The sequence below is a fragment of the Trueperella sp. genome (assembly GCF_043424875.1).
In the GTDB taxonomy this organism is placed as follows: Bacteria; Actinomycetota; Actinomycetes; order Actinomycetales; family Actinomycetaceae; genus Trueperella.
Window position 1 is genome coordinate 19,949 of record NZ_JBHWPL010000021.1, and the last position, 9,377, is coordinate 29,325.

Genomic DNA, 9,377 nt, shown 5'->3' on the forward strand with positions numbered 1-9,377 from the left:
AGCTGCGCGCGTCCGTGCGTCGCTCTTCCGCCTGCGGCAAAGATTCTTGCCCGAAGGCGTAATTCCTCACGCCAGCTCGCTGCGGAGTGCAAAGATTGAGCAGCATAGTGAAGATTTACGGGGTGAGAACAACGTCCGATCAATCTAGTGTGAGCGCTCCCGCGCGTACCGATGAGTGGCAGCCGTCGCTCGCTGAAGCAGAACGCGTCGCTAGCGACATGGGAACTGATACGAAACGCGGGCTCACGGCCGCCGAGGCCGCGAGCCGCCTCGAGCGGTACGGGCCAAACGAACTGACCGGCAAGCCGCCGGTGCCCGCGTGGAAGAAGTTCATCAAGCAGTTCCAAGATCCACTCATCTACCTCTTGATCGTCGCGATCCTTATCTCGATCGTGGCGTGGGTGGCGGACGGGGCCACGGGCGTGCCCGTCGATGCGATTGTCATCGGAGTGATCGTCGTGCTCAACGCGATCATCGGCTTCGTCCAGGAGAACAAGGCGGAAAACGCGGTGGCCGCGCTCGCGGACATGACCGCCGCTCACTCCACCGTCCTGCGAGACGGCGAGCTGACCGACGTCGCGTCTGCCGACATCGTCCCGGGTGACGTTCTCGTGCTCAACGAGGGCGACGCCGTCGGCGCCGATGCCCGGCTCATCAGCGCCACCTCTCTCCAAGTCCTCGAATCCTCACTGACCGGCGAGTCGGAGGCCGTCACGAAGCAGACCGAGGCGCTCGAGGAGGAGGCGAGCCTCGGGGACCGCACGAACATGGTCTTTAAAGGAACGGCCGTGGTCACGGGCGTTGGCCGAGCCGTCGTCACCGGAACCGCGATGGACACCGAGATGGGCAAGATTGCCTCCATGCTCGACGAGACGGAGGACGAGGATTCCCCGCTCCAGCAAGAGATCGCCCAGATTTCGAAGATGCTTGGCGGCCTCGTCATCGTCATTGCGCTGATTGTCATGGCCGCGTTGGCGATCATCAACGGGGTAAGCAGTCTCAACGAAGCGGTCGACATCCTGCTCATGGGCGTGTCGCTCGCCGTGGCGGCCGTTCCCGAGGGGCTGCCCGCCATCCTCTCGCTCGTCCTCGCGATCGGCGTTCAGCAGCTCGCCAAGCGCAACGCGGTGATGAAGAGCCTGCACTCGGTCGAAACGCTTGGGTCGACCTCGGTGATCTGCTCCGACAAGACCGGCACGCTGACCAAGAACGAGATGACCCTGCGCGAGATGGTGACGCCTTCTGGCACCACCACGTTCGAGGGCACGGGCTACGAGCCGGTCGGCGATGTAAACGCCACGGACGGCGGCGCGCTCGACGAGGCCAGGCGCGCGGTGGTCGCTGGCGCGCTTGCCAATAACGCGCAGCTCTCGAATTCGTCTGGCTCGTGGAAGATCACCGGTGATCCGACGGAGGCCGCGTTCCTCGTCGGCGCACCGAAGCTCGATGGCACGACCGCCGTCGTCGACCGCTTTGACCGCCTCGGCGAAGTTCCGTTCTCCTCCGAACGCAAGATGATGAGCGTGCTCGCCCGTGGCGAGGGCGCCACCTTCGTGTTCTCGAAGGGCGCGCCAGACGTGCTGGTCAGCCTCTGCGACTACGTGCAGGTGGGGGACGAGACGATCGAGATCACGGACGAGCATCGCCAGGCGGTGCTCGAGACAGTCGAGTCCCTGTCCAAGGACGGCTACCGCACGCTCGGCACCGCGTATCGCAAGGCCAGCGACGACGAGGCGGCGGACTTTACGAGCGAATCCGAGCACTCGCTCGTTTACCTCGGAACGGCGGGCATTATCGATCCGCCGCGCCCCGAGGCCGCGGACGCGATGCGTCACGCACACGGCGCGGGCATCCGAACCGTCATGATTACCGGCGACCACCCCGTCACGGCGGCTCGCATAGCCGCGGACCTCAACGTCTCGGGAGATAGGACGCCGACGGCGGTGACCGGGACCGAGATCGACGCGATGGACGAGGCGGCTCGCCGCGCGACAACTCGGGACACCGATGTGTACGCGCGGGTGGCCCCGGAACACAAGCTCCAAATCGTTGACGCGCTTCAAGACGATGGCCACATCGTCGCCATGACGGGCGACGGCGTGAATGACGCACCCGCGCTCAAGTCGGCGGACATTGGCGTGGCGATGGGCGTCACCGGCACAGAGGTGACGAAGGAAGCCGGAGACATGATCCTCGGCGACGACAACTACGCAACGATCGTCGCCGCTGTTCGCCAGGGCCGCGTGGTCTTCGACAACATCAAGAAGTTCATGCGCTACCTGCTGAGCTCGAACATGGGCGAGGTCTCCACGGTGTTCCTCGGCGTGGTGCTCGCGAGCGTCATCGGCCTGGCGGACCCCGTCAATCCGGGCGCCACCGTCGTGCCGCTGCTGGCAACACAAATCCTGTGGATCAACCTCGTGACCGACTCCGGCCCGGCGCTCGCGATGGGCGTGGACCCGGAGATCGACGACGTCATGACCCGCACGCCCCGCAAGAGGACGGACCGGATCATTGACGGCGCGATGTGGAGCCGGATCATCACGATCGGCCTCGTCATGGGCGTCCTGTCCCTCGTCATCTACGACCTCACGCTCCCGGGCGGGCTCGTGAACGGCTTCGAGGGTCTCGTGCCGGCCGAGGCGCAGTTGGACACCGCGCGAACCACCGTGTTTACGGCCCTTGTGTTCATGCAGCTGTTCAACGCGTTCAATTCCCGATCCGAGCTGCATTCCGCGTTCGACCACCTGTTCACGAATAAGTGGCTGTGGGCGTCGGTGGCGTTCGTGGTCATCACCCAGGTGTTGGTGGTCGAGTGGGGTCCGCTCCAGACGGCGTTCGGCGCGGTATCGCTCCACTGGCAGCACTGGGCGCTGGCCATTGGCGCGGGAGCGGCAGTTCTAATGTTCGAGGAAATCGTCAAGGTCATCCGAAGGTCGCGTGCATGATTACTCGCGATCAGATCAAAGAATTGCGTATGGCGGCGGCGAACCAGCACGCCCGCCTCATGGGAGACGCGAGCGCGTGCGTGATCTCAAAGTCGGGCCAGTCATTTCCCGCCGGAAAGTTCTGGGAGGGGCAGACGGCCGCGCTCGGCGAGCTCATGCGCTCGAAGGCCGAGGATCTTCTCGCCGAGGCGGAGCGCCTGCGGGACGTGTGGGCCAATCGGCCGATTCCCGGGCGCGAGCGCGAGGTGGAGAGCTACCGCAGCGGCGGGCTCCAAGCCCTTGCCGACGTCGTCGCCCTCGCCGCGCAGGAGTAACAACTGCGCGGGTGCGGGTGCAGGCATAATAGGTCGGTGACTTTCGTGCATGGCGCCTTTGCCGAGACTGGAACCCCCTACGCGTACAGGTGAAGACCCTTGGGTGGGCGCGGGCGCGTCCGTAGAGTGGCAGAACCAACGACAAGGGAGACCATTCATGGCAAGTACTGATGATCAGAAGATGACGAACGATCAACTGACCTTTGACAATCCCGTCACCCGTTTCGAAGAAATCTCACCGCCGAAGCAAGACCAGCCCGAACCCGGCCTCGACGCCGATCTCGAGCCGAAGACCGACCGCGGCGAAGAATCCTACCGCGGCACCGGCCGACTCGAGGGACGCAAGGCGCTCATCACCGGCGCCGATTCCGGCATTGGAGCCGCCGTGGCGATTGCGTTTGCGCGCGAAGGCGCGGACGTGGCGCTGTCCTACCTTCCCGAGGAGGAAGAGGACGCGCAGTACGTGAAGGGCGTGATTGAAGACGCCGGCCGCAAGGCGTACCTCTTCCCAGGCGACCTCGCCACGCGCGAGGCGTGCGCGACCTTGGTCGAGGAGGCCGTGGAGGCCCTCGGCGGTCTCGACGCGCTCGTCAACAACGCCGGCCGACAGATCGCGGTTGAGGATTTCGAGGATCTGCCCGATGAGCAGTGGGTCAACACGTTCGACGTCAACATTCACGCGATCTACCGAATCACGCAGGAAGCGCTCAAGCACATGCCTGCCGGCTCCACGATCGTGAACTCGACCTCGATTCAGGCGTACTCGCCCTCGGTGCCCCTGCTTGATTACGCCTCCACGAAGGCTGCGATCAACAACTTCTCGAAGGGCCTGGCTCAGGAGCTCGCGCCCAAGGGAATCCGCGTGAACGCCGTCGCGCCCGGGCCGATCTGGACGCCGCTGCAGGTCTCCGATGGTCAGCCGAAGGAGAAGCTGCCGGAGTTTGGCCGGGACACCCCGCTTGGTCGCGCGGGTCAGCCCGTCGAGCTCGCGCCGGCGTACGTCTTCCTGACCTCGCCGGAGTCCAGCTACGTGATCGGCGAGACCCTTAACGTGAACGGCGGACGGCCGACCCCGTAAAGGCTCACCCGAACGCCCCTGGCCGCCCTTGGCCAGGGGCGTTTGTTGCGCTATCGGTCGCAATGTCGGCGCGGTGGCATAACCTTGGCTTATGAGCATGGCCGAGAAAATCTATTCAGTCGTAATGAAACGCAGTTACGAGGCAGAGGAAGCCCTGCCTCCCGAGGTGCAGGACAACGTTGCCCCAAACGGGCTCAAGCAGGTCTCGGCTCAGGCGCTGCAATCCTCCGGCGATCAGCTCGTCAACGCCTCCACCGTGTTGCCGTGGCTGTTCGCGGCTCTCGGCGTCCCTGCGGCGCTGACCGGCCTGCTCGTGCCGATCCGGGAATCTGGATCCATGCTCCCGCAGGCCGCGCTCACCCCGCTCGTGCTCAAGGTCCGCTATCGCAAGTGGGTCTTCGTCGTCGGCTCGCTCATTCAGGCGGCCTCCGTCTTTGCCATGGCCCTCGCAGCCGCGTTCGCCACCGGACTCACCGCCGGCCTCTGGATCATCGCCGCGCTCGCCGTGTTCTCACTTGGCCGGTGCCTGAACTCGATCTCATCCAAGGACGTCCTTGGCCGCACAATCCCCAAGGGCGAGCGCGGCCAGATCAACGGCCTGTCCACCACAATCGGCGGAATCGTGGCCATCACCGTGGGGCTCGCCGTGCGCGTCTTTGGCGGGGAGGATCTGTCTGCCGCGGCAATCGGCTGGTTCCTCGTGGTCGGCGGCGCGCTCTGGCTCGGCGTTGCCCTCGTCTACTCGCTTATCAAGGAGCCTGCGGGCGAGGCGGAGGATAACGACGACGACGCGGCCGGTTCCACCGGATGGTTCCGGGATTCTATTCGCCTGCTGCGCGAGGACAAGCCTTTCCGCAATTTCGTGGGCGTTCGAAGCCTGCTCCTCGTGTCGTCGCTCGCGCCGCCGTTCATCGTGACGCTCTCGATCCAGCAGGGGTCCTCCGGTCTGGCTGGCCTGGGTAGCTTCATCCTCGCCTCGGGCGTGGCACGCATGCTCGGAGGCCAAGCCTTTGGCCGCTTCGCAGACCGATCGAGCAAGACCCTCATGAGCCTGGGCGCAGGCTTCGCCTCCGCCGTCGTCATCCTCACCGTGGCGCTCGCGGCCATTCCCGCGTTCAGCGGCGAGGGGTGGATGGGAACCGCGCTGTTCGTCGTCGCCTATTTCCTGCTGACGTTCATGCACACGGGCGTGCGGGTCGGGCGAAAGACGTACGTCGTGGACATGGCCGAAGGCGACCAGCGCACCACCTACGTGGCCGTCTCGAACTCGGCGATGGGCATCATCCTCCTTATCGTCGGTGCGGTCAGCTCGGCGCTCGCCGTCGCTCACGTCAACTGGGCGCTCCTCTTCCTCGCGTTGATGGGTCTCGTGGGGGTCTTCGCGGGTGCGAAGCTCCCCGACGTGTCAAAGGGCTAGTGTGCCGGCGGACCAAAGCGCCGCCGGCGTAAAACCGAACCGCGCAACGTGTCAACGTTCATGCGTGCCGTGGGCGAAATGTATCCGGCATCATTCCATTTAACGCCGGGCTTGGCTAGGGTCAGACAACATCGTTCGTTAACAAGGGGAGTTTATGGCCACGCAGAAGAAGGCACTCACGTGGGGTGTGCCGATCGTCGTCGTTCTCATCGCTGTCGCGCTTATCGCCTACATTCTCGGCCAGCAGGCAAGCGACGGCGCCGACGCGCAAGAGCCCGTCAACACCGTCGAGCCGGCTCAGGGCCCCACCCCGCCAAGCGGCGTCCAGCAGCCGGGCACCCCGGATTACGCGGAGCTCGAGCGGCGCATCGAGGGTGATCCGCTCGCCAAGGGCGCTGTGGATGCTCCCGTGGTTCTCGTGGGCTTCTCGGATTACCAGTGCCCGTTCTGTGGCAAGTGGTCAGGCGAAACCCTGCCCGCGCTCCAACCCTACGTCGATAGCGGCCAGCTGCGCATCGAGTGGTACGACATCTCGATCTTCGGCGACGATTCCCACCGCGCCGCCCTCGCCGCCTACGCCGCCGGCCAGCAGGGGATGTTCTGGGAATACCACGAGCAGCTCTTCCCGGGCGGCGAGCTGCGCAGCCCCGCCGAACTCAGCGAGGAGTCCCTCATCGCAATCGCCGGGGAGGTCGGCCTTGACGTCGACCAGTTCACCGCCGACCTCGCATCCGCCGAGGTCAGCCAGGCTGTGGACGCGAACATGCAGACCGGGCTCGAGTTCGGAGTGTTCTCCACCCCGTCGTTCACGGTGAACGGTCAGCCGATCGTGGGCGCGCAGCCCCCGCACGTCTTCATCGACGCCGTCGAAACCGCCATCGCCTCGGAGTAAGAGTGGACATCGGGTTCCTCACGGCATTTGTGGGCGGGATTCTCGCCCTCCTCTCGCCGTGCGCGGCGTTGCTGCTGCCCGCGTTCTTCGCCTCGACGGTGAACTCCGGGCCGCGCCTCGTGCTCCACACCGTCGTCTTTTACGCCGGCCTGCTCGTCGTGCTCGTGCCGCTGGGCATGGGGGCGGGCGCCTTCGGCTCGCTGTTCGTGACGCACCGCGACACGCTCATCACCGTCTCCTCGATCCTTCTCATCGTGCTCGGCGTGGCCCAGATCCTCGGCTTCGGCTTCGATCCGGGAAAGCTCATGCCGGGCCAGGACGCCCGCCAGTCCAAGTCGAAGAGCGCGACCGGCATCGCTAAGACGTTCCTTCTTGGCACGACGTCGGGGGTCGCCGGGTTCTGCGCCGGGCCCATCCTGGGCGCGGTTCTCACCATGGCCGCCGCCAGCGGAAATACCGTGACCGCCGGCTTGCTGCTCGCCACCTATGGCGCGGGCATGGTCGTGCCGCTGTTGCTTATCGTGCTCTTGTGGCGCCCGCTCGGCGAGCGCGGCCGGTCGGTTCTGCGCGGCCGCACCTTCACCGTCTTCGGATGGGAATTTCACACGACATCCGTGCTGACCGGCGCGCTCATCGTGGCGATCGGCGTCCTGTTCTGGCGCACCAACGGCCTGGTTGGCGTGCCCGAGCTCATCCCGCTCGACGTGCAGGCCAGCCTGCAAAACGCCGCGCAGGTGCTCACGAACCCCATCTTCGACATCCTCGCGATCCTCGTGATCACCGCGGTGATCCTGGCGATCTGGTTCCGATATCGCTCCCGCGCAGAGGACTCGGCCAGCGAGGATCAGCCTCAATTCCTTGGAACCGATACCTCCGGCGCGAATCTGATCTCGCCCGACACACCGCACCGCAAGCCTGACCGACAGGAGTCCCTATGACACCCCGCACCCGCCTTGCCGCCCTCGCACTCGCGGCCGGCCTCGGGCTGGCGGGCTGCTCGTCCGCCGTCGACGATGAGTCCACATCCCAGGCCGAGCCCAATCGCACGGTACAGACGGTGACCGACGAGCCCGCCGTCGTCGACGTATCCGCCATGAACGTGCCGAACTCGTTTAGTGGAATGACCGTGATTGACCCGGAGTGGACGACGCCCGCGCAGTACGCCTCGGGAGTGTACGTGGGGGCGAAGGACGCCGGGCACGCCCTCGAGTTCACCGCGATTTCGGCCACCGGCGACGTGCTGTGGTCGGTGGAGCGGCCGCTGTCCTGCACCGGATTCACGCTCGCGCACACGAGCGATGGTCGGGCGCTGGCCGTGCTCGTCGACACGCAGAGCACCGATGAGGCGCTCGCGCAGAACTCCGCGACTGCCTACGACCTCCACACGGGCGAGGTCGTGTGGGGCCCGGTCGACGTGCCCGGCCCGTACCAGGGCCCCGGCCTGGTGTTCGCCGCGCCCCCGGAGGATTTCATGGGCGAGGGTGGCGCGCGCGTGGCACTCAATCCCGACGACGGCTCGGTCGCCCTCGACGAGGCCTCCGGCACGCGCATCCTCGGCGATTTCTCCGGAACCATTCTCTCCATCGACAACGACGAACTGAGCGCGCGCACATCGACGAGCCCGGAGGTGCTGTGGTCCGTTGGCCTGAGCGAGCACGGCTGGGAGGCGAGCGAGCTGCGTGGCTCGGTCGACGAGATGGCCGCCCAGAAATACGGGTTGCTGTCCATCAACGGCGGGCCCGGCCCGGTCATTGACCTCGCCACCGGCGAGGTTCTCATCGAGCGGGCGATGGACCTGGGGGAGGACCCGATGTCCGGCACGCTTATCGTGCTCGACGACGCCGGCCTGCATTCGTTTGATCCCACGAACAACCTCCTGTGGTCGCAGGCGATGGTTGACGATACGTCGATCGCCACGGTCGGGGGCGTGTTTGTGTACCTGCGCGTGGGCGATACCGTCCGCGCTCACAACGTCCTGACCGGCGCCGTTGCCATGGCCTACGTGGACGGCACGCCCGGCACGATCCTCGTGCCAGCACACATCTCGCCAGAGGGAGCCGGCCTGCTCTATGACGAGAACGGCGAGCTGATCATCGCCACCGTTGAGGGCATGGGCGATGGCATGGTCGGTGAAGGGCCGGCGGGTGAAGGGCCGGATACCCCGTAGACTGCACCGCACACACCGCAGCGCGACCCCACCACCCCACAGCACCTCTCCCCACAGCGCACGCAGCGCCACACCACCTCACTCACGAATCACACGAAAGGACGATCCCGTGTCACGAGCAATTGAGGCAGCCGAAGCCGCACCATTCGAGGTCGATGTCATCTATCACGGCATTCCCACCTCGCTGGCCGAAGCCGCCGAGATGTCCGGCGTCGAACCGCACCAGCTTCAAAAGACCATGGTGGTCCGCGTGGGCGAGGGGAAGTACCTCATCGTTCTCGTCCCGGGCGATAACGTCATCGATTGGAAGAAGCTGCGCCACGCCGTCGGCGAATCTCGGCTCTCGTTGGCTCCGCAAGAGGAGGCCGAACGCGCCACCGGGTTCAAGCGGGGCACGATTACGCCGTTCGGGCTTGCGAAGCCGATGCCCGTCGTCGTCGACGAATCGATGCGGGGCGAACGCATATCGCTGGGCGCGGGAGAGCCGGGCGTCAACCTCGTTCTGGCGGCAGATGATCTGATCGGCCACGTCGGCGCGATCGTCGCCGACATTTCAAAGCT

The 9,377-nt window shown here is 65.7% G+C and carries 8 protein-coding genes; all 8 read left to right on the top strand.

Annotated features, from left to right (window positions below; translation table 11 throughout):
• The first annotated feature begins 149 nt into the window (after nt 1-149).
• Nucleotides 150-2,948, top strand: coding sequence for a cation-translocating P-type ATPase (locus tag ACHFFR_RS01600; RefSeq protein ID WP_394262519.1), 2,799 nt, complete (start codon nt 150-152; stop codon nt 2,946-2,948).
• Nucleotides 2,945-3,262: a hypothetical protein gene (locus ACHFFR_RS01605; protein ID WP_394262520.1), complete on the top strand. Its 318-nt coding sequence runs from the start codon at nt 2,945-2,947 to the stop codon at nt 3,260-3,262. Before ACHFFR_RS01600 ends, ACHFFR_RS01605 begins: the two co-directional genes overlap by 4 nt.
• 157 nt (nt 3,263-3,419) lie before the next feature.
• A complete protein-coding gene (locus ACHFFR_RS01610) occupies nt 3,420-4,340 on the top strand; it encodes an SDR family oxidoreductase (RefSeq protein ID WP_394262521.1) in 921 nt (306 codons plus the stop codon).
• 124 nt (nt 4,341-4,464) lie between these two features.
• Nucleotides 4,465-5,757 (top strand): MFS transporter, encoded by a 1,293-nt coding sequence (locus ACHFFR_RS01615; RefSeq protein WP_394262522.1) that lies wholly within the window; start codon nt 4,465-4,467, stop codon nt 5,755-5,757.
• 154 nt (nt 5,758-5,911) lie between these two features.
• Nucleotides 5,912-6,649, top strand: coding sequence for a DsbA family protein (locus tag ACHFFR_RS01620; RefSeq protein WP_394262523.1), 738 nt, complete (start codon nt 5,912-5,914; stop codon nt 6,647-6,649).
• Between the two features lie 2 nt (nt 6,650-6,651).
• A complete protein-coding gene (locus ACHFFR_RS01625; RefSeq protein ID WP_394262524.1) occupies nt 6,652-7,587 on the top strand; it encodes a cytochrome c biogenesis CcdA family protein in 936 nt (311 codons plus the stop codon).
• The gene (locus ACHFFR_RS01630; protein ID WP_394262525.1) at nt 7,584-8,816 is read left to right on the top strand and encodes a hypothetical protein; all 1,233 of its coding nucleotides are present in this window, start codon (nt 7,584-7,586) and stop codon (nt 8,814-8,816) included. The genes ACHFFR_RS01625 and ACHFFR_RS01630 overlap by 4 nt, the downstream gene beginning before the upstream one ends.
• Nucleotides 8,817-8,925: 109 nt before the next feature.
• The coding region (locus tag ACHFFR_RS01635) for an aminoacyl-tRNA deacylase (RefSeq protein WP_394262526.1) at nt 8,926-9,377 on the top strand (452 nt) is incomplete at its 3' end.